Source organism: Agrobacterium sp. 22-223-1, assembly GCF_053522385.1.
In genome coordinates this window covers 59,090-77,131 of the sequence record NZ_JBNWCN010000006.1, presented here as the reverse complement: position 1 = coordinate 77,131, position 18,042 = coordinate 59,090, and the positions used below count along the sequence as shown (strand labels likewise).

Below are 18,042 nucleotides of genomic sequence, written 5' to 3'. Positions count from 1 at the left end.
TTCGACTGCGGCGTTTAAAAAGACTGACCGATGCCAGCATAAATGCCGAAACTGTTGCCGCCATCGTATTTGTCGAGCGGCATGGCGACATCGAGACGCAGAGGCCCGAAGGGCGTCGCGTAACGCAGGCCGATACCGGCGCCAGCCCGGATATCGGAAAAATCGGGTGCCACGTCTTCCGAAACCACACCCGCATCGATGAAGGGGACGATGCCGATCGTATCGGTGACCTTGATGCGGGCCTCAACGGAGCCGACGACATAGGAGCGGCCGCCCGTCGCGTCGCCGGCGGCATTGTAGGGCGATATTTCCTGATAGCTGTAGCCGCGCACCGATCCGCCGCCGCCGGCATAAAAGCGCCTGGTGGTGGGTATGTCCTGCAGATCGCTGCCGCCGACCAGCACGCCGCCGGAAAGCTTTCCGGCCATGATCAGCCTGTCCTCGGCGCCAAGTCCCTTGTAGCCCGAAATGGAGCCTTCGAAAGAGGAAAAGAAGGTGCCGTTCAGTGCTTCGTAGCTCGGTTTGGCGGCCACCGAGGCGCGAAAGCCTTCGGTCGGGTTCAGTTTATCGTCGCGTGTATCACGAACGAATTCCAGCGGGATGGAGGTGGTGAGATATTCGTTCTTGCCGAATGCGTCTTCCGTATCGGCCCATTGCACCTCGAGGCCGGCTGCGGCTGTATCGGTATCGTTCAGCTCGTAGGCGAAACCGGCCGTGCCAGTCACGGTCTTGGCGTCGTATGTATCGGGGTGTTCGGTCTTGGCAATCAGGCTGGTCTTGAAGGTGGTACGTGGGTTGAACATGCCGGGCTTGGTGAAAGTGATGCCCGCCGAATAATCCATGCCTTCGACGCTCGATGCCTCTGCGATGCGCGAAACCGAACCTTCGATACGCAGCGATTCGGCCTGTCCGAACAGGTTCCTGTGGCCCCAATAACCCTGGAGACCGATGCCTTCCGTGGTGGAATATTGCGCGCCGACGCCGAAATAGCGGTGCTTGCCTTCCGAAACCTCGATGGTAAGCGGAATGGTGCCGTCGCGCGCCAGCGTTCCCGCTTCCTTGATGGTCAGGCTGGAAAAGACGCCGAGCTGCCGCAGCCGGTCGGCGGCCTTGCGCAGTTTTTCCGGCGAATAGGGCTCGCCGCCATTGAGGCGCGAATAACGGCGGATAAAATCGCCATCGACGGTTTTTTCACCTGTGACGGTCACCGTGCCGAGGGGCGCCACGGGACCGCCTTCGGCCGCCATGGTAATGTCCACCGTGTTTGTCGCGTGGTTGGCGACGGCCTCGCGTTTCGCCAGCTTCGCAAGCGGACGGCCTTCGGCCTTCAGATCATCGATCAACTTGTTGCCGGCGCGGATGATGGCGAGAGAACCCGCGTCGCCGCCGGTCGTCAGGCCATATTCCTCAAGGTTGCGGCCGGTGACATCGCCTTCAAGCCTGACATTGCCGAGTTTGAAGACCGGGCCGGGCGTAACCGTGATGACCACGGGCACCGGAGCGGAATGATCGAACACCGGATTGGGCGGCAGGCTATCCACATCCTTGCCGGCGACGGTGACCTTGACGATGCCGCCATAACGGGCGTTTTCATAAAGCGCCGCGATCAGCCTGTCCCGGTCGTCTCTTGCCTTTATCAGAAGGCCAAGATCGCCGGAGGCCGGCTTGTCCTTGTCGGCAAGGAGAAGCGAGCTGTTTTCCAGGCTGTCTTTCAGGGATTTATCGGCGTCCGCGGCATCCAGCGTGACGGCGTATTTAACAGGGTTGATAACCTCGACCTCCGGTTCTTCCGAACCCCAGAGGCGCATGCCGAACAGTTTGAAGGCAAAGGCGTCACGGGTAAACGCCGGATACAGGGCGAACGTCACAGCAACCGCAAGTGCGGTGCCAGCTTTCCGATACGCAATACCTGTCTTCGGGTTAGTTCGTGTTCTTCGCATAAGCTGCTTTATGGTTGAGCCTTTATTGTCGCCCTAACCCGTTTCCTGTCCGTTAACATTGCAATTTAATCATAAATAAACGGCTTTGAGGACCCTTGCGCTTGTGTTTTGCTGCCCAAAACGCAAAAAGCCCCGGGTGACCGGGGCTTCTGTGCAACGGTATTTCGCGAAGCGATTAGCGGCAACGCGCCGTGTAACGCTGACCGTACTGGTCGCGATAATAGCAATAGCCCGGCTCGGAAGCATTGCCGATGAGGGCACCGCCGACGCCGCCGATTGCCGCACCCACTGCCGCGCCACGAACGTTGCCCGTGATAGCTCCACCAATAACAGCACCGGAAACGGCGCCGATGGAAGCTCCCTTTTCAGTCTGCGTGCAGCTTGCAAGCGACAGGCCGACGAGCGCAAATATGATTGCCTTTTTCATGAAACTCTCTCCAACGTTACAATGAGCTCTTCGGCTCGGTAGGCGTCCCATATTTATCTGCGGCGACTGCTACCTCCGACCGCCACAGATAACTAACAATTCGATGTCGTTTAGGGAAGCCTCCTCTTACAGGCATTCCGCCGAGCGTAAATCGATTGCGTCCCAAACAACGGCGCGGCGCAAAAAAGGTTCCAAAAATCCGGGTTTTTTGATTTGAATCAATTTTGTACTTTTCATCGGGTTCTATAAACGGTTTATTGGAATGGTTCAAAACAACGGCGAATTGACGCAGACGCGGTTAAAGTGGCCCAAAAGGGTTGACGGTCCCCATGTCGGGGGAGAAAACGATCTGGTCAATTCTGGAGCATGGCATGGACTTCGAGGCATTTTTCACGACGGAACTGCAAAGCCTGCATTCTGAGGGACGCTATCGCGTTTTTGCGGATATCGAGCGCCAGCAGGGCAATTTCCCCCGTGCGACACGGTATAACGCCAATGGCGAGCGTAAGGATGTGACCGTCTGGTGCTCCAACGACTATCTCGGCATGGGCCAGAACCCGAAAGTCATCGAAGCCATGAAGGCCGCCATCGATCACTGTGGCGCGGGTGCGGGAGGCACCCGGAATATTTCTGGTACCAACCACTATCACGTCCTGCTCGAGCGCGAACTTGCCGATCTCCACGGCAAGGAATCGGCGCTGATTTTCACCTCGGGTTATGTCTCCAACTGGGCCACCCTCGGCACGCTCGGTCAGAAAATTCCGGGCCTGATCATTTTCTCGGATGCGCTCAACCATGCATCGATGATCGAAGGCATCCGTTACGGCCGCTGCGAGCGGGTGATCTGGAAGCACAACGATCTCGAAGACCTCGAAGCCAAGCTCAAGGCGGCGGATCCGAATGCGCCGAAGCTGATCGCCTTCGAATCCGTCTATTCGATGGATGGCGATATCGCTCCGATCAAGGAAATCTGCGATCTGGCCGACCGTTATGGCGCCATGACCTATCTCGACGAAGTTCATGCCGTTGGCATGTACGGACCGCGCGGCGGCGGCATTGCCGAGCGCGAAGGCCTGATGGATCGCCTGACGATCATCGAGGGAACGCTCGGCAAGGCCTTTGGCGTCATGGGCGGCTATATTACCGGTTCTACGGCGGTCTGCGACTTCATCCGCTCCTTCGCTTCCGGCTTTATCTTCACGACGGCCCTGCCGCCGTCGCTTGCCGCAGGCGCGATTGCTTCGATCCAGCATCTGAAGGCAAGTCCCTTCGAGCGCGCGCGCCATCAGGACCGGGTGCGCAAGCTGCGCGGCCTTCTCGATGCGCGCGGTATTCCGCACATGGACAACCCAAGCCACATCGTGCCTGTCATGGTGGGCGATGCCGCCAAGTGCAAATGGATTTCGGATATCCTGCTCGACAATCACGGTGTGTATGTGCAGCCGATCAACTATCCGACCGTGCCGCGCAAGACCGAGCGCCTGCGTATTACGCCGACACCGCTGCATAGCGATGCCGATATCGAGCATCTGGTCGGCGCGCTGCACCAGCTCTGGTCGCATTGTGCGCTGGCGCGGGCGGTGGCGTGAGGCCGCAATTTAGATAAGAGAAGACCGGGCCGCGTTTACGCGGCCTTTTCTTTGGTGGCAATCAATTCGCGGGCGTGACGACGGGCCTCCTCATCTGCTGCGAAGACATCGTCAATCGTGACGGCGGAGCGGCCGTCATGCATGCGGTCCATAACCGTTTCGACGATCTCGGCCATATCGAGAAAACCGATATTGCCTGCAACGAAAGCGTGAAAGGCGGTCTCCTCGGCGGCGTTCAGGGCGGCGCCCTGCAGACCGCCGCGCTCCAGCGCGGTGCGGGCCAGACGGATCGCCGGGAAACGGGCCTCATCCGGCGCTTCGAAATCGAGCCGCGCCAGTTTTGCGAAATCCAGCCGCTCGACACTCAGATTGCCGCGCTGCGGATAGGTGAGGGCATAAGAAATAGCAGTGCGCATGTCGGGAGAGCCGAGCTGGGCGATATAGGAGCCGTCGGTGTAACCCACCATCGAATGGATGATCGACTGCGGGTGGACGATCACCTCCACCTGATCGGACATCAGATCGAAGAGATATTTCGCCTCGATCATTTCAAGCCCCTTGTTGAACATGGAGGCGCTGCCGATGGAGACCTTCAGTCCCATCGACCAATTGGGATGGGCGCGGGCGATATCCGCCGTGACATTGGCCATCTCCTCGCGCGACCAGGTGCGGAACGGGCCGCCGGATGCGGTCAGCACGATGCGTTCCACGGCCTGCTTATGTTCGCCCGTCAGGCATTGGAAGATTGCGCTGTGTTCGCTGTCGACCGGGATCAGCCTGCCGCCGCCCTGCTTGACCGTGCGCAGAAAAACATCGCCAGCCGAAACCAGGCATTCCTTGTTGGCGAGCGCTATGTCTGCGCCACGTCGCGCGGCTGTAAGGGTAGGCGCAAGGCCGGGGGTTCCGGCAATCGCCGCCATCACCCAGCCGGCATCCGTCGACGCGGCCTCTTCGAGGCCGGATTTGCCCGCCGCAACCGCGATGCCGGTGCCGGCAAGGGCCGATTTCAGCGCTTCGTATTTGTCGTCCTCGGCGGTAACCGCCAGCCGCGCACCGAATTCCCGCGCCTGTTCCGCCAGAAGCGCGATGTTGCCCGCGCCGGTCAAAGCCTTGATCTCGAACGCGTCGCGGCCACCCAGCTGACGGACGACATCCAGCGTATTGGTGCCGATCGAACCGGTCGAACCCAATATTGTCAGCTTGCGTGGCATTTCACTGGCATTCGTCATTTTCAGTCCGTCGGTCGTTTCCGGTTCGCACCTCTCGGTGCACGTCGTTTTCCCGAAAACGCCATGCACTTTCGAGCAACATTCCTTAGCCTCTACCCGCGAAAACCAGCCATAACAAGGACAAAGCCGGGGCTATTGTTTTTGCGGAAGGCAAAGCCATATGCAAGAAAAACAATGAGAGGATATCGATGCGACGTTTTCTGGTTTCCAGCGGGTGGATTTTTGCGGCAAGCCTTGTGCTGGTCCTTGTCTTCATTCCTTTTGATCCGCGTCTTTCCGAAAGCGCGCAGGCGCTGCCAGGGGGCGTGGTCTCCTTCAATCGCGCCATTACCGATTTCGGAACCTTCCGCTGGATGCTCTATTCTACCGGCCTTCTGGCGATATTGGCCTATGTCGCCGCACGGGTTTTAAAGGCGCAGACCTATAATGGTCGGCTGAGGACGGCATGGCGGCTTCTTACCTATTTCTTCCTGACGATCGGAACGGCGAGCATTCTCGTCCATACGCTGAAATTCCTGATAGGACGGGCACGGCCTGAGCTTCTGCTGGAAATGGGCGCCTATAGCCTCACCCCATTTACCGGCGACAATCTCTATGAAAGTTTCCCCTCAGGCCATTCGACCGCCGCCGGGGCGTTTTTCGGCGCTTTCGCCATGTTGATGCCGCGCTTCCGCTGGGCGTTTCTCCTGCTTGCCCTCGTCATCGGTGTTTCGCGTGTCATCGTCGGCGCACACTATCCAAGCGATGTCGCCGCCGGGCTTTTGCTCGGCATGTGGACGGCCATGGCCTTCGCCTTTATCTTTGCCCGGTCCGAAATGCTGTTCCGGTTCGATGCGCAGGGCTGGCCGCAGCCGAAGAATGCAAACCTCCCGGCGGCGGATACACGATAAAGACCTAAAGCGGGATGTAGGGGGAAGGTGATGGAAGAAGGGACAATCGCTCCGGAAAATGACGGCAGGGCCGTTCAGCACATCCGCACGTCCGTCGCCGTGGCCGGCGGTGGGCCGGCGGGCATGATGCTTGGCCTGCTGCTTGCGCGCAGCGGTATCGATGTCGTCGTCGTCGAGAAACACGGGGATTTTCTCCGGGATTTTCGCGGCGACACCATCCACCCTTCGACGCTTGAATTGATGGAGCAACTCGGTTTCATCGATGAGTTCCTGAGCCTGCCGCATACGCGTGCGCCAAGGCTGAATGCGGTTATCGGCGGCGAGCGTATCACGATAGCGGATTTTTCCCGCCTGCCGGTCCGCCACCGCTTCATCGCCTTTATGCCGCAATGGGATTTTCTCAATTTCATCGTCGGCAAGGCGGGGCAATACGAAAATTTCCGATTGCTGATGAATGCGCCGGTGACCGGACTGATCGAGCGCGGTGGGCATGTCGGCGGTCTCACGGTCAGCACACCGGAAGGCATCATCGAGATCGAAGCCGATCTGGTGGTGGGGGCGGATGGGCGCAACTCCACCGTCCGCGAGGCGGCGGGGCTGGAAGTGCAGCGTTTCGGCATTCCGACGGAGGTGCTGTGGATGCGCCTTTCGAAACAGCCCGACGATCCGACGGAAACCATTGGGCATGCCGGCTCGCGGCAGGGTTTCGTCATGATCAACCGGGGCGATTACTGGCAATGCGGTTATGTGGTGCGAAAGGGATTTTTCGCCGACATAAAGCTGCAGGGAATTGAAGCCTTCAGGGACAGGGTTGCGGAAATCTGCCCTTTCCCACGCGAAAGGCTCGATGAGCTCAAGAGCTGGGACGATGTGCATCTCCTCACCGTCCGTATCGACCGGCTGAAGCGCTGGTGGAAACCCGGCCTGATCTGCATCGGTGATGCGGCCCACGCCATGTCCCCCGTTGGCGGTGTCGGCATTAATCTGGCCATTCAGGATGCGGTTGCGGCGGCCAATATATTGGTGCCGGTGCTCGTGTCCGGCCGGGCCATTGCCGATGACGATCTCGCCGCGATTGAAAAGCGGCGATCCTTCCCGACCAAGGCCACGCAATTTCTGCAGCGGATGATGCGTATCGGCGGCAAGAAGGGCCGGGCCGATGCGGAAAAACCGAAGGGACCGCCAGCCTTTGTGCTGGCCATCATGCGGTTTCCGCTTCTTTCCCATTTGACCGGTCGGCTGGTGGGGCTGGGTTTCCGCCGGGAAAAGATCGAGACGATGTGATGCCGCTCAGGCAGTGCCGGCGGCTTCTTTCTCATATTTGAGCCCGATAACGGCGGATCCGATCAGCCCCGGCTCGATGCGGCAGATGGCGGGTACGACCAGAGGGCGGTCGAAGCGCCTCAGAATGCGGCTCCTTACCACCTCGTCCAAAGCGGCGAGAAGCGCCTTCGAATTCGAAAGTCCGCCACCGACCGGCACGATGGTTGCGCCGGTAACGTTGATCACCATTGCCAGAGGCGAGGCGAGAATATCGATAAGGACATCGATGGTTCTTGCGGCCTTCGGATCGCCCGCCTGCCAGGCCGAAATAATATCCTCGCTGGTCATCGTCTGCTGGTGAAGATGCGAATGCAGTTTTTCCATGCCGCGGGCGCTGCCGATTGCGTCGACACAGCCGGTAAGCCCGCAACCGCATTCGAAACGCGGCAGCGAAACCGGCGGATTTCCGGCCAATGTCGCGGCCACCGGCCCATGTCCCCATTCGCCGGCGAAACCGCCGTCGCTGTTGATGAGCTTGCCGTCGATCACCAGCCCGCCGCCGACACCCGTTCCGAGGATGACGCCGAAGACCACGCGATGACCCCGTCCGGAACCGATTTCCGATTCGGCGATCACGAAGCAATCCGCATCGTTCGATACGATGACGGGAAGGTTCAGCGCCTTTTCCAGCTCGTCCTTCAAGACCCTGCCATGGATGCTCTGAATATTGGCGACAGTGGCCTTGCCGGTGTCGGGATCAATGACGCCGGCAATCGACAGCGACACGCAGGCGGGTGTACCGCCGCTATTGTCGATGACGGATTTCAGCCCGGCGGCGAAGTCTTCGAAACTGGTCTTGGGCGTCGGGATGCGCGGCACGGGCCGAATATCGTCGGGAGCGTAGGCAATCGCGCCCTTGATGGTCGTTCCGCCTATATCGAAACAAACGATCATGATTCAGGCTCCGGAACGGGTGGCATCGTGGATTTTTTCTGCGCCGATCCATGTCGAATGCATCTGAAGGTCGGGTGTCAGCGTGACGAAATCCGCATCGAAGCCGGGCAGGAGCTTACCTTTCCCGGAAGCGCCGATTGCCTCGGCGGGATAGGCGGACGCCATTCTCAAGGCCTCTTCCAGCGGTGTGTCCAGCTTTTCATGCATGAAGCGGATGCAGGAGAGCATATCGATATCCGCCCCCGCCAGCGTGCCGTCGGCCAGCGTCAGCCTGCCGCCGTTGCGATAGACGCGCCTGCCGTTCAGTTCGAAACCGTCATCATTCGTGCCGATGGTGGACATGGCGTCGGTGACGAGGAAAATGCGGCCGGGATTATTCTTGGCGCGAAGCGCAATGCCGATCGCTGCAGGATCGGCATGGAAACCGTCGGCGATCAGCCCGCAATCCAGCTTGCCGTTCGAAAGTGCCGCGCCCACCAGTCCCGGTTCGCGATGGCCGAGCGGGCTCATGGCGTTAAAGAGATGTGTCACCATGGATGCGCCGGCCTCGGCATAGGCCGTCGCAACGCTGAGGCCCACATCGGTATGGCCGAGGCTGACGACGATGCCGGCTTTGTGCAGCGCTGTGACCTGCGCTTCGGTTACGTTTTCCGGGGCGATGGTTGTCAGCACGAAGGGAAGCTTCGCCTTGCAGCCCGTCAGAACCGCAAGATCGGCCGTTTCCATCTTTCGGATCAGCGCCGGATCATGGGTGCCCTTGCGTGCGACGGAAAGATGCGGCCCTTCGAAATGCAGGCCGAGAAAGCCGGGCACCGCTGCCTTGTGCGCGGCGATGCCGGCTTCGGCGGCTTTGGCCGTGATATCCGGTCTGTCTGTGATGAGTGTGACCATCAGCGCCGTGGTGCCGAATTGTGCATGGGCCGAGCAGATGCGGGCAATGCCTTCCACGTCCGGCTCGTTGTTGAACATCACGCCGCCGCCGCCATTGACCTGAAGGTCGATGAAGCCCGGCGCAATGAGCAGTCCTTCCGCATCGATGATTTCGGCGTCTGCGGGCACGGATACGCGGTCGATGATGTTGGCAACGTGGCCATCACCGGTCACGAGCGCTTTGCCATCGTGCCACGCGGCGCCATCGAAAATGCGGGCGCCGACAAATGCCTTGGTGCTGCTCATTGGGTTTCCGTCACCTTCTTCAATGCCACGGGCGCATCCGGGTTGAAGCCGCGGGCGCGCGACAATTGCTCGATGAAGCCGTAAAACGGCGCGATCAGCAACAGGGCGTCGGTCAGCGGGTGATTGGTTTCCACAAACGGCAGGGGCTTGGCCGGGCTGCCTTTTGCGGAGGTAACGAAAACACTTGCGCCCTTGCCGGCGAGACCGGCCGCGATATCCGTCACGGAGGTTTCGGCGCGGTCACGCGCGGCAAAAGCGATGACGGGAAATTTCGGTGCGACCAGCGAAACGGGGCCGTGCATGACTTCCGCCGACGAATAGGCCTCCGCGTGGAGTTCGCAGGTCTCCTTGCATTTCAGCGCGGCTTCCGCGGCAATGGCCAGCGCCGGACCGCGGCCCAGCATATAGAGCGATTCCTCACCCTTGACCGCTTCGCCGATCTGGCTCCAGTCGAGCGCGATGGCCCTGGCGAAATTCTGCGGCAGGGCGCTGACGGCTTTGGCCAGCAGGCTGTCTTCCGTCCATTCGGCAAGGATTGCGAGGCCGGCGACGATGGAGTTGACGAAAGATTTTGTTGCGGCCACCGCTTTTTCAGGGCCCGCCTGGATATTGATGGCGTGATTGGCAGCATCGCCGAGCGGGGAGGGCAGGGTGTTGACAAGCGAGAAGGTGAGCGCGCCGCCCTTGCGGGCGCTTTCCGCCAGAGCGACGATGTCAGGGCTTTTGCCGGATTGCGAGACGGCGAAGGCCGCCGCCCGGTCCAGCCGCAGTTTCGTCTGGTAGATCGAGGCGAGCGAGGGGCCGAGCGAAGCGACCGGAAGCCCGGTCTGCAATTCGATCGCATATTTCAGGAAATGCGCGGCGTGGTCGGAGGAGCCGCGTGCAATGGTGACGATAACGGCCGGGTCACGGGCCTTCAGCCTGCCTCCGGCTTCGTGGAAGTCGGCATTGGCATTGTCAAGCAGGCGGGCGACTGCATCGGGAATCTCATCGATTTCCTGGCGCATCAGGGTTGTCATCGTTTCGTGTCCTTGATCAAGAGATTTGTCACTCGGGCCCCATCGTCAGTTCGGCGACGAGGTCATAGGCGTCGCTGCGGTACAGCGCGCGGGATATTTCCATGAGGCGCCCGCTTTCCAGATAGGCCATTCGCTGTACGGAAAGCGCTGCCGAACCCGGCGGAACTCCAAGCAGCAATGTTTCCTCATCGGTGAGGTTACGGGCGGAGATGCGCTGAATGGCGCGCACCGGGCGTATGCCGTTTTTCTCGAGTTCCAGATAAAGCGAGTTTTCCACCAGTTGCGGGTCAGGCAGGATATCGCCCGGCAGGCTGGTGACTTCGAGTGCGATTGGTTGGTCATTGGCAAGACGCAGACGCGTGAGCCGCGCCACCATGGCGGATTGGGAAAGGCCGAGCGCCATCATCTCGTCGCCGGTCGGGTGGAACAGGCCTCTGTCCAGCCAGCGGGTGCTCGCCGTCATTCCACGCCGGCGCATGTCCTCGGTAAACGAGGTGAGTTTGGTCAGGGGCTGCTGCATGCGGGTGATGGGCTTGACGACGAAAGTACCCGAACCATGCCGGCGAACGAGAAGGCCGTCGCGGACGAGATCGTCCACCGCCTTGCGTACCGTGACGCGGCTGACGCAGGCGCTTTCGGCGATATCCCGCTCCGGCGGCAAGGCGTCGCCGTGCTTCAGGCGGCCGCCATTGATGGCGTCTTCAATCGTCTGGCGCAGTTTCAGGTAAAGCGGGCCGCCGCCTGATTGCAGGTCGTCCAGATTAAGCGTTGCCCCGTTCATCCATAACCTCTGTCACGATCCATGTGGTCGGCGATATGGCCGGCTCTGGCTATATCATATGCCGCGCAATCGGCAATACCAAAATAGAACCATTGCTAGATTTGTACGATTAATCGGTGGTTTTTTCGATATTTTGCCGAATAGTAAGGCTGTATGCTTGATATTTTCGCATTAACCAAAAAAATTTTCTCGATAACGGAATTGCTCTGGACGATTGGCATTTTTTTGGTATTGTTTTTTGCATCGGTGGTCGGCGGCGATCCGTTTCGCGTCCGTCGCGCCGGAAAAGTCGGTTTCCGACTCGCGGCAGCGTTTGCGAAATCGAATTTAGCTTGACCGTTGTGAAAATTAATTTCATCGTGGCAGGAAATTATCGCAGATAACTGGATGACCAGCACAGAAATGGTCGCTTCTGCGAAAATGAATTACGAATGAACAGGGAACAAAGTTCATGAAGGTGGGAATTATCGGACTCGGATTCCGTCTCGGTTATCTGGGCTACGTTTTTCATGAGATCGACAAGGATTTCGAGATCGTCGGTTATGTCGATCCCGCGCCGGCGGGCCTGCCGGGCCTGCAGGAAAAGGGCATTTCGGCCGGTAAGGCTTACGATAGTCCCGAGGCGCTGATCGCAAACGAAAAATTCGATCTCTTGATGATCGGCTCACCGAACCACATGCATCTGGAACATATCCGTATCGGGCTTGAGGCCGGCTGCACCATCTTCTCGGAAAAACCCATCGTCGTCAGCATCGAGGAAAGCCTCGAACTCGCCCGGCTGCTCAACAAGCACGGGCATGAGCGGCTGCTCGTCGGTCTGGTTTTGCGTTATTCCCCGCTCTACCGCGATCTGCGCGCCGCGCAGGCGGAAGGCAAGCTGGGCGATGTCGTTTCCATCGAGGCCTCGGAGCATATCCCGCCCTATCACGGCGCATTCTTCATGCGCGACTGGCGGCGTTACGAGAATTATTCCGGCTCTTTCATGCTGGAAAAATGCTGCCACGACCTCGATCTCTATAATGGCGTGGTCGGTGCGCGGCCGCGTTTCGTCTCGAGCTTCGGCGGGCGCAAGAGCTTCACGCCGGCAAACGCGCCGCAGCATGACGGCATCAACGACATGGAAGTTTACCATCGCAAGCCGAGTGGCTGGATGGGCTCCGACAAGGTCTTCGACAGCGACGGCGACATCATCGATTACCAGACGGCGATCGTCGAATATGAGAACGGCGCATCGCTCGCCTTCCATACCAATCTCAACGTTCCCGACGATTTCCGCCGTTTCTGCGTCATCGGCGCCAAGGGCATGGCCGAGGGCGATTTCGTGCGTGGCTTCCTGAACGTGCACAATGCCCGGACCAATGAAAAGACCGTGGCCAAGACCTATTCGGCGGCGACCGCGCTCTCGCAGCATTACGGTGCCGACGAGCAGATGGCCGAGGACGTCATCGCCCATATCGTCAAGGGTGCGGCCCTTCCGGTTTCCGCGCTCGATGCGATCGAGGCCGGTATTCTGGCGCTTGCCATGGACGAAGCGCGCCATGGCCGTAAAGTGATCGATCTCAAGCCGGTGTGGGCGGAATACGATCTGGCGCTGCACGGGCAGCCGAAATCCCCCGCTGTGAAATCGGCTTGAGGGGGCGGCGCGATGGATGCGAAACGCAGCGCGGTCGTCTTTGCCTGGCTTCTTCTTCTGCCGGCGCTTTTATACATCACGGTTATCGTTGCTTATCCGCTCGTCGATACCTTCATCCTGTCCTTTACCGATGCGTCGCTTAGAAAAACGACGAATTGGGTCGGCTTCATCAACTACGAGAAGATTTTCAACGCGACTTTTGCCGATGTCATCACGCGGACCTTTATCTGGACGTTCTTTTCCGTCTCGATAAAGATGATCATCGGCACATTCGGTGCGGTCTTGCTGAATTCGGCCGTGCCCGGCCGGGCGCTGTTCCGTATCCTGACCATGCCGCCATGGATCGTGCCGATGGCTATCGGCATCTTCATGTGGGGCTGGATGTATAACGGCCAGTTCGGCATGATTTCCGGGGTGCTCCAGAACCTCGGCCTGGTGGATGGTCCGGTCGCGTTCCTCGCCTATGGCAGAACGGCCTTCTGGGCAACGATCGTCACCGACGTCTGGATCGGCGTGCCGATGGTGACGCTCTATCTGCTGGCGGCCATCCAGGCCATTCCGCAGGATCTCTACGAGGCCGCGTGGACAGACGGGGCAAGCCGCTTCTACCGCTTCCGCCGTATCACGCTGCCGCTGATGCTGCCGGCCATGATTACCATGTCGATGATCTCGCTGATTTCGACCTTCAATTCCTTCGATATCATCTGGATCCTGACACAGGGCGGTCCGACCGGCCAGACCACGACCATGATCATCGACACGTACAAGACGGCGATCGGCTCTTACAAATACGGTGAAGGTGCGGCCCGCGCCGTGCTGATCTGCATCTTCCTGTCGATCTTCACCTATTTCTACTTCCGCATCACCAGCCGCATCTCGCAGGAGGCCAGCCGATGAGCGACAAGAATGCGATGATCAACCGCTACAGGTGGTATGAAATCGTCGGGATTTATTGCGGTATCGCCGTGTTCCTGACCTTCGTGCTGGCGCCCTTCGTGGAAGGATTTCTGGTTTCGCTGAAACCGCTCAGCCTGCTTTTCTCCTCGCCCTACAAGTTCTGGCCGGAAAACGGTTCCTTCGAGGCCTACCGGACCATGTGGGTCAGCGTTCCGGGCTTTGCCCGCTACGTTTTCAACTCCTTCTTCATCTCCACCATTTCAACCATCATCGTCCTAATCCTGGTGGTGCCGGCCTCCTATGCTTTCGCCCGTTTCGAGTTTCGCGGACGTGGGCAGTTGCTCGGTGCATTTCTGGCGATCAATATGTTTTCGGGCGCGGTGCTTCTGATCCCGCTTTACCGGCTGATGCGCAACATGGGTGTGCTGAACACCTATCTGGCGATGATCATTCCCGGCGCGGCCTTCCTGATCCCCACCGCCATCTGGCTGTTGCGCACCTATATGCTGCGTATCCCGCGGGAACTGGAAGAGGCGGCCTATGTGGACGGTGCGAGCTATTTCTACACCTTCCGCCGAGTGATCCTGCCGCTGGCGATGCCGGGCATCGCCGTCGTCTCCATCACCACCTTCATCGGCGCCTATGCCCAGCAGTTCATCTTCGCGCTCACTTTCAATTCCAAGACCGAATATATGCCGCTGCCCATCGGCCTCTTCGCCTATTTCGGTCGCCAGGAAGTCATCTGGAATGAGTTGATGGCGGCCAGCTTCGTCGGCATTGCGCCGGCCATGGTCGTGATCTTCTTCATGCAACGATATCTCGTCAGCGGCCTTACCGCCGGCGCGGTGAAATAATCAACAACCGGAACGACCACCAAAACGGGAGACTACCTATGGCACTGAAACATTACGGATTGGCGCTCTGCGCTTTCGCATTTGCCGGTTCCACTGCCCTTACGACGGTGACGGCGCACGCCGCCGACAAGGAGATCAGCTGGATCTATTGCGGCGACAAGATGGACCCCATCCATGAGAAATACATCAAGGAATGGGAAGGCAAGAACGAGGGCTGGAAGGTCGTGCCCGAGGTCGTCGGCTGGGCCCAGTGCCAGGACAAGGCGACCACGCTCGCCGCCGCCGGCACCCCGGTCGCCATGGCCTATGTGGGTTCGCGCACGCTGAAGCAGTTCGCGCAGAACGATCTCATCGTTCCGGTGCCGATGACCGAAGACGAAAAGAAGAGCTATTACCCCAACATCGTCGACACCGTGACCTTCGAGGACACGCAGTGGGGTGTGCCGGTCGCCTTCTCGACCAAGGCGCTTTACTGGAACAAGGACCTGTTCAAGCAGGCGGGTCTCGATCCGGAAACGCCGCCGAAGACCTGGGCCGAAGAGATCGCTTTCGCCAAGCAGATCAAGGAAAAGACAGGCATCGCCGGTTACGGCCTGCCCGCCAAGACCTTCGACAACACCATGCACCAGTTCATGCACTGGGTTTACACCAACAACGGCAAGGTGATCGACGGCGACAAGATCACCGTCGACAGCCCGCAGGTTGTTGCAGCGCTGAAGGCCTATAAGGACATCACGCCCTATTCCGTCGAAGGTCCGACGGCCTATGAGCAGAACGAAATCCGCGCCATCTTCCTCGATGGCAAGGTCGGCATGATCCAGGCCGGTTCGGGCGCCGCCACACGCCTGCAGGAAACCAAGATCAACTGGGGCATCGCCACGCTGCCGCTTGGCCCGGAAGCAAAGGGTCCCGGCACGCTGCTCATCACCGACAGCCTTGCGATCTTCAAGGGAACCGGCGTGGAAGAAAAGGCGACCGAATTCGCCAAATTCATCACCTCTCCCGGCCCGCAGGGCGAATACGAGTTGCAGGGCGGCGCGGGCCTCACCCCGCTGCGTCCGTCGCCGAAGGTCGATGAATTCATCGCCAAGGATCCCTTCTGGAAGCCGCTGATCGACGGTATCGCCTATGGCGGTCCCGAGCCGCTCTTCACGGACTACAAGGGTTTCCAGGACACGATGATCGAGATGGTGCAGTCTGTCGTCACTGGCAAGGCAACACCGGAAGATGCCGCGAAGAAAGCGGCTTCGGCTCTCGAGCAGTATAAATAATCTTTCATGAGCACGGATGCGGGCGCTGGCCGTCCGCATCCGGCAAGTTTCGCCGTGGGAATGCCTTGCGTCTTCCGGGATGCTCTTTCCCCTGTTTTCAACGGTTCCGATCCGGTGTGGCTTTGCCCCTGTTTCGGAACATCTCTGAACGTGGCCAGATGTCGGCCGCTGACGGGAGAGGCAAGTCTTGGGTCAGCTTTATCTCAACAACGTCCGCAAGAACTATGGACATTTCGAAGTCATCAAGGGCGTTCAGCTCGACATCAGGGATGGCGAGTTCGTCGTTTTTGTCGGTCCCTCGGGATGTGGCAAATCCACATTGCTGCGCATGATCGCGGGCCTTGAGGATATTTCCGGTGGCGACGTCGTCATCAATGGCGTGAAGGTCAATGACTTGCCGCCGGTCAAGCGCGGTATCGCCATGGTGTTCCAGTCCTATGCGCTCTACCCGCACATGACGGTTTTTGAAAACATCGCTTTTCCGCTGCGCGTCGAGAAGATGGAGGAGGACAAGATCAAGCAGAAGGTCGAGGGCGTCGCCAAGATTCTCCAGCTCGATCAGCGTCTGCAGCAGCGCCCCGGCATGTTGTCCGGCGGCCAGCGCCAGCGCGTGGCGATCGGCCGCGCCATCGTTCGCGAGCCGAAGATATTCCTGTTCGACGAGCCGCTTTCCAACCTCGATGCAGCACTTCGCGCCGATATGCGCATCGAACTCACCAATCTTCACCGGACGCTGAAGGCGACGATGATCTATGTCACCCACGATCAGGTGGAAGCCATGACCATGGCCGACCGCATCGTGGTGCTGAATGCCGGCGAAATCGCCCAGGTCGGTGCGCCGCTCGAGCTTTATCACAAGCCGGCTAACCTCTTCGTGGCAGGATTCATCGGTAACCCGAAGATGAATTTCCTGAAGGTCACCTGCAAATCCGTCAGCGCCGAGGGTGTGACGGTGGAATATGAGGGCCAGACGATCACCGTGCCGGTGGAGCCCCGCGCCGGTCTTGAAGGCGCGCAGCTGACGCTCGGCATCCGCCCGGAACATACCGGCCTCGAAACGGCCGACCTCAATGTCACGGTCGCGCCCAGCGTGATCGAGCGGCTCGGGGTCAATACCATCGCCTATGGCGCCGCGCCGACAGGTGAGAATTATTGCGCGCTGCTTTCCGGCTCCGCTCCTGTGGTCGTGGATGAGCCCATCGTCACCGGTATCAAGGCATCGGATTGCCATTTGTTTGACGAAAGCGGCATTGCGCTGGAGCGGCGCGTCGATCTTTCAGTCCTCAAGCTGATCCAATAAGGCGCAGGAGCCGGGCCATGTTATCTGTTTTTCCATGCCCGGCTGTTCCTGACGCGATCCGTCTCCGGCAGCATTTTTCCGCCCCTTCCAGACGAAAAAACAACGCCGGGCTTTCGGCCCGGCGTGCAAAGCTTTTCCAGATGTCCGCTGGATCACGGCATGGGGTTGGGCATGTAGCCGGTGAAACCGCTGATCTTCCAGCGTCCCTGATGCAGCCGGCAATAATAGAGCGTCTGCCATTTCATGACGTCGAAGCTGCCATCGGCCTTGCGAAGCCCACCGTCGAACTTCTTGCGCACCAGCGCGGTCTCACCTTCCACTTCGATTTCTTCCAGCGTGGTGGTCGCAAAGATCGCATCGCGCGGGTCCTCCGCGAATTGCTGGGTTTGAAAATCCTGCGCCTGCCGCAGCCACTCGTCGCGATAGGCGCTGAGCGAAGGGAAGGAAAGGCGCCAATTGTCCGGGTTCGCACCCCGGTTGGCGTTGATGCCGAGAAAGCCGTCCTCAACGAAATCATCCGCGACCTTCGACCAGTCGGCGGCCAGAAAAGCGTCGATGTCCCGCGTTACCAGCATCTCCCAGATGGAATGGCGGGCGATGTCTGTTTCGGGAAAGGGGTTTTTGAAGGGATCACGCATGGTTTGGGTCCATTATTGAAATTATTTTCAAGATTTGGAGATTTCTCTGGTGTTGATTGTTGGCATATGCTCATCTCTCAATCAACAGAGAAAATAATTTTCAAATCAAAGGTGTGCGTGGTGTCGTCAGCAAAACGAAACATCCTCGATTCATGGATCTATGCGGTTGACGGGCGCGCTT

17 protein-coding genes are annotated in these 18,042 nt (G+C 59.2%); 9 read left to right on the top strand and 8 right to left on the bottom strand.

Going from position 1 to position 18,042, the window contains the following annotated elements; all coding sequences use genetic code 11:
• Nucleotides 1-14: 14 nt before the first annotated feature.
• Both ACQZ60_RS21330 and ACQZ60_RS21325 read right to left on the bottom strand, forming a co-directional pair.
• Complete coding sequence (locus ACQZ60_RS21330) at nucleotides 15-1,940, bottom strand: autotransporter assembly complex protein TamA (protein ID WP_448736095.1); 1,926 nt, start codon at nucleotides 1,938-1,940, stop codon at nucleotides 15-17.
• Between the two features lie 175 nt (nucleotides 1,941-2,115).
• Nucleotides 2,116-2,367, bottom strand: a complete 252-nt coding sequence (locus tag ACQZ60_RS21325; protein WP_003504940.1) for a YMGG-like glycine zipper-containing protein — start codon at nucleotides 2,365-2,367, stop codon at nucleotides 2,116-2,118.
• Nucleotides 2,368-2,738: 371 nt separating this feature from the next.
• Here ACQZ60_RS21325 and hemA point away from each other — a divergent pair, with 371 nt between their 5' ends.
• Nucleotides 2,739-3,956 carry a 5-aminolevulinate synthase gene (hemA, locus tag ACQZ60_RS21320; RefSeq protein WP_003521261.1) on the top strand — a complete coding sequence of 406 codons (1,218 nt, stop codon included), beginning with the start codon at nucleotides 2,739-2,741 and terminating at the stop codon, nucleotides 3,954-3,956.
• Between the two features lie 35 nt (nucleotides 3,957-3,991).
• Here the strand turns inward: hemA and dxr are convergent, their stop codons facing one another.
• Nucleotides 3,992-5,185: a 1-deoxy-D-xylulose-5-phosphate reductoisomerase gene (dxr, locus tag ACQZ60_RS21315; RefSeq protein ID WP_031233630.1), complete on the bottom strand. Its 1,194-nt coding sequence runs from the start codon at nucleotides 5,183-5,185 to the stop codon at nucleotides 3,992-3,994.
• A 188-nt stretch (nucleotides 5,186-5,373) separates the two neighbouring features.
• On the opposite strand from dxr, the gene ACQZ60_RS21310 reads away from it, so the two are divergent.
• Together ACQZ60_RS21310 and ACQZ60_RS21305 are read left to right on the top strand one after the other, a co-directional pair.
• Complete coding sequence (locus ACQZ60_RS21310; protein WP_020809495.1) at nucleotides 5,374-6,075, top strand: phosphatase PAP2 family protein; 702 nt, start codon at nucleotides 5,374-5,376, stop codon at nucleotides 6,073-6,075.
• A 30-nt stretch (nucleotides 6,076-6,105) separates the two neighbouring features.
• Nucleotides 6,106-7,359, top strand: a complete 1,254-nt coding sequence (locus ACQZ60_RS21305; RefSeq protein WP_448736094.1) for an FAD-dependent oxidoreductase — start codon at nucleotides 6,106-6,108, stop codon at nucleotides 7,357-7,359.
• Between the two features lie 6 nt (nucleotides 7,360-7,365).
• Here the strand turns inward: ACQZ60_RS21305 and ACQZ60_RS21300 are convergent, their stop codons facing one another.
• From ACQZ60_RS21300 to ACQZ60_RS21285, 4 genes are read right to left on the bottom strand one after another with little or no spacing between them, the layout of a single operon-like run.
• Complete coding sequence (locus ACQZ60_RS21300) at nucleotides 7,366-8,292, bottom strand: ROK family protein (protein WP_448736093.1); 927 nt, start codon at nucleotides 8,290-8,292, stop codon at nucleotides 7,366-7,368.
• A 3-nt stretch (nucleotides 8,293-8,295) separates the two neighbouring features.
• On the bottom strand, nucleotides 8,296-9,468 hold the full coding sequence (gene nagA / locus ACQZ60_RS21295) for an N-acetylglucosamine-6-phosphate deacetylase (RefSeq protein ID WP_448736092.1): 1,173 nt from the start codon (nucleotides 9,466-9,468) through the stop codon (nucleotides 8,296-8,298).
• A complete protein-coding gene (locus ACQZ60_RS21290; protein ID WP_425646752.1) occupies nucleotides 9,465-10,487 on the bottom strand; it encodes an SIS domain-containing protein in 1,023 nt (340 codons plus the stop codon). Before ACQZ60_RS21290 ends, nagA begins: the two co-directional genes overlap by 4 nt.
• 28 nt (nucleotides 10,488-10,515) lie before the next feature.
• The gene (locus tag ACQZ60_RS21285; RefSeq protein ID WP_142779806.1) at nucleotides 10,516-11,268 is read right to left on the bottom strand and encodes a GntR family transcriptional regulator; all 753 of its coding nucleotides are present in this window, start codon (nucleotides 11,266-11,268) and stop codon (nucleotides 10,516-10,518) included.
• A 153-nt stretch (nucleotides 11,269-11,421) separates the two neighbouring features.
• Here ACQZ60_RS21285 and ACQZ60_RS21280 point away from each other — a divergent pair, with 153 nt between their 5' ends.
• From ACQZ60_RS21280 to ACQZ60_RS21255, 6 genes are all read left to right on the top strand, one after another.
• Entirely contained in the window at nucleotides 11,422-11,604 is a 183-nt protein-coding gene (locus ACQZ60_RS21280; protein WP_448736091.1) for a hypothetical protein, read from the top strand.
• A gap of 115 nt (nucleotides 11,605-11,719) precedes the next feature.
• Nucleotides 11,720-12,901, top strand: coding sequence for a Gfo/Idh/MocA family protein (locus ACQZ60_RS21275; protein ID WP_448736090.1), 1,182 nt, complete (start codon nucleotides 11,720-11,722; stop codon nucleotides 12,899-12,901).
• 12 nt (nucleotides 12,902-12,913) lie between these two features.
• Nucleotides 12,914-13,798 (top strand): carbohydrate ABC transporter permease, encoded by an 885-nt coding sequence (locus tag ACQZ60_RS21270; protein ID WP_003521273.1) that lies wholly within the window; start codon nucleotides 12,914-12,916, stop codon nucleotides 13,796-13,798.
• Nucleotides 13,795-14,652 (top strand): carbohydrate ABC transporter permease, encoded by an 858-nt coding sequence (locus ACQZ60_RS21265; protein WP_020809501.1) that lies wholly within the window; start codon nucleotides 13,795-13,797, stop codon nucleotides 14,650-14,652. The genes ACQZ60_RS21270 and ACQZ60_RS21265 overlap by 4 nt, the downstream gene beginning before the upstream one ends.
• Nucleotides 14,653-14,690: 38 nt before the next feature.
• Nucleotides 14,691-15,923, top strand: a complete 1,233-nt coding sequence (locus ACQZ60_RS21260) for an ABC transporter substrate-binding protein (protein WP_003521275.1) — start codon at nucleotides 14,691-14,693, stop codon at nucleotides 15,921-15,923.
• Between the two features lie 187 nt (nucleotides 15,924-16,110).
• On the top strand, nucleotides 16,111-17,223 hold the full coding sequence (locus tag ACQZ60_RS21255) for an ABC transporter ATP-binding protein (RefSeq protein WP_020809503.1): 1,113 nt from the start codon (nucleotides 16,111-16,113) through the stop codon (nucleotides 17,221-17,223).
• A gap of 152 nt (nucleotides 17,224-17,375) precedes the next feature.
• Here ACQZ60_RS21255 and ACQZ60_RS21250 read toward each other — a convergent pair whose 3' ends face one another.
• Complete coding sequence (locus ACQZ60_RS21250; RefSeq protein ID WP_448736089.1) at nucleotides 17,376-17,861, bottom strand: hypothetical protein; 486 nt, start codon at nucleotides 17,859-17,861, stop codon at nucleotides 17,376-17,378.
• Nucleotides 17,862-18,042: the final 181 nt, after the last annotated feature.

Coding starts and splice junctions, on each gene's coding strand:
- ACQZ60_RS21330 (WP_448736095.1), bottom strand. CDS start 1,940: ATGCGAAGAACACGAACTAACCCGAAGACAGGTATTGCGTATCGGAAA.
- ACQZ60_RS21325 (WP_003504940.1), bottom strand. CDS start 2,367: ATGAAAAAGGCAATCATATTTGCGCTCGTCGGCCTGTCGCTTGCAAGC.
- hemA (WP_003521261.1), top strand. CDS start 2,739: ATGGACTTCGAGGCATTTTTCACGACGGAACTGCAAAGCCTGCATTCT.
- dxr (WP_031233630.1), bottom strand. CDS start 5,185: ATGACGAATGCCAGTGAAATGCCACGCAAGCTGACAATATTGGGTTCG.
- ACQZ60_RS21310 (WP_020809495.1), top strand. CDS start 5,374: ATGCGACGTTTTCTGGTTTCCAGCGGGTGGATTTTTGCGGCAAGCCTT.
- ACQZ60_RS21305 (WP_448736094.1), top strand. CDS start 6,106: ATGGAAGAAGGGACAATCGCTCCGGAAAATGACGGCAGGGCCGTTCAG.
- ACQZ60_RS21300 (WP_448736093.1), bottom strand. CDS start 8,292: ATGATCGTTTGTTTCGATATAGGCGGAACGACCATCAAGGGCGCGATT.
- nagA (WP_448736092.1), bottom strand. CDS start 9,468: ATGAGCAGCACCAAGGCATTTGTCGGCGCCCGCATTTTCGATGGCGCC.
- ACQZ60_RS21290 (WP_425646752.1), bottom strand. CDS start 10,487: ATGACAACCCTGATGCGCCAGGAAATCGATGAGATTCCCGATGCAGTC.
- ACQZ60_RS21285 (WP_142779806.1), bottom strand. CDS start 11,268: ATGAACGGGGCAACGCTTAATCTGGACGACCTGCAATCAGGCGGCGGC.
- ACQZ60_RS21280 (WP_448736091.1), top strand. CDS start 11,422: ATGCTTGATATTTTCGCATTAACCAAAAAAATTTTCTCGATAACGGAA.
- ACQZ60_RS21275 (WP_448736090.1), top strand. CDS start 11,720: ATGAAGGTGGGAATTATCGGACTCGGATTCCGTCTCGGTTATCTGGGC.
- ACQZ60_RS21270 (WP_003521273.1), top strand. CDS start 12,914: ATGGATGCGAAACGCAGCGCGGTCGTCTTTGCCTGGCTTCTTCTTCTG.
- ACQZ60_RS21265 (WP_020809501.1), top strand. CDS start 13,795: ATGAGCGACAAGAATGCGATGATCAACCGCTACAGGTGGTATGAAATC.
- ACQZ60_RS21260 (WP_003521275.1), top strand. CDS start 14,691: ATGGCACTGAAACATTACGGATTGGCGCTCTGCGCTTTCGCATTTGCC.
- ACQZ60_RS21250 (WP_448736089.1), bottom strand. CDS start 17,861: ATGCGTGATCCCTTCAAAAACCCCTTTCCCGAAACAGACATCGCCCGC.